Annotated in this window: 1 protein-coding gene; it reads left to right on the forward strand. The window is 66.4% G+C overall.

Annotated elements, in window-relative coordinates; translation table 11 throughout:
• The first annotated feature begins 122 nt into the window (after nt 1-122).
• A complete protein-coding gene (locus LTL01_RS14550) occupies nt 123-1,358 on the forward strand; it encodes an IS256 family transposase (RefSeq protein WP_046746337.1) in 1,236 nt (411 codons plus the stop codon).
• The last annotated feature ends 59 nt before the right edge of the window (nt 1,359-1,417 follow it).

Raw genomic sequence — 1,417 nt, forward strand, 5'->3', positions numbered from 1 at the left:
CCTGGAGTCCCGCGGGGTGGTGGTCTTTCGGGCCCGCGGCGTCGTGACCGCGACGGGGTGAGCCATCGTGCGATGGTCAGTGAGAACGACCAAGAACTCACACAGAAAGACGACACCGCACGATGGCTCTTGACCAGTCTGCCCTCCTCGAGCTGCTCGGGGAACTGAAGCTCACCGGCACCACCGACCGCATCCGAGCCGCGACCGAGCGGCTCTACCAGGAGCTGATCGACGCGGAGACAGCCGCATTCATCGGCGCCGCCCCCTACGAGCGCACGAGCGAGCGCACGACTACCCGCAACGGTTCCCGGCCGCGGGTGCTGTCGACCACGGCTGGGGATCTGGAGTTGCGGATCCCGAAGTTGCGGCAGGGGTCGTTCTTCCCGTCGCTGCTGGAGCGGCGCCGCCGGGTCGACCAAGCCTTGTTCGCGGTCGTGATGGAGGCCTACCTCCACGGCGTCTCAACCCGGAAGGTCGATGACCTCGTCAAAGCGCTCGGCGCTGACACTGGCATCTCGAAGTCCGAGGTGTCCCGCATCTGCCAAGGGCTCGACGCCGAGGTCGCATCGTTCCGCGACCGCTCGCTGTCTGACATCGCCTACCCCTACGTGTTCCTCGACGCGACCTACTGCAAGGTCCGCATCGACCACCGTGTCGTGTCCCAGGCGGTCGTCGTCGCGATCGGCGTCGCCGCTGACGGGCGGCGGGTCGTGCTGGGCTTCGATGTCGGAGACAGCGAGACCGAGGAGTTCTGGAAGCAGTTCCTGCGCTCGTTGAAGACACGAGGTCTGGGCGGGGTGAAGCTGGTGATCTCCGACGCCCACGCCGGACTGAAGAAGGCCGCAGCGACCGTGTTGCAGGGCGCCGCCTGGCAGCGCTGCCGCGTCCACTTCATGCGCAACGTCCTGACCGCCCTCCCGAAGGGCCGGCAGGAGATGGTCGCCAGCGTGATCCGCACGATCTTCGCCCAACCCGACGCCGAGCACATCGATGCCCAGTTCGACGAAGTCGTGCGCATGATCGAGCGCGTCCACCCCAAGACCGCCGTGATGCTCACCGACGCCCGTGACGACATCCTCGCGTTCAAAGCGTTCCCCGCCCGGCATTGGCGACAGATCTGGTCCACGAACCCGCTGGAACGCCTCAATCGGGAGATCAAGCGCCGCACCGACGTCGTTGGCGTGTTCCCGAACAACGCCGCCCTGCTCCGCCTGGCCGGCTCCGTCCTCGTCGAGCAACACGACGAATGGGAAGCCGCCGACCGCCGCTACTTCTCCGAAGCCTCCATGACCGAGCTCACCGCGACCACCCCCACCATCGACGAGGCGGTGATACTCCCCGAGATCACCGCCGCCTAAACTAACGACAGCTGATCATCGCAACGAAGCGAAAGACCACCACTCAAACGGACGCGGCC

It is taken from the genome of Microbacterium aurantiacum (genome assembly GCF_021654035.1).
GTDB lineage: Bacteria > Actinomycetota > Actinomycetes > Actinomycetales > Microbacteriaceae > Microbacterium > Microbacterium aurantiacum.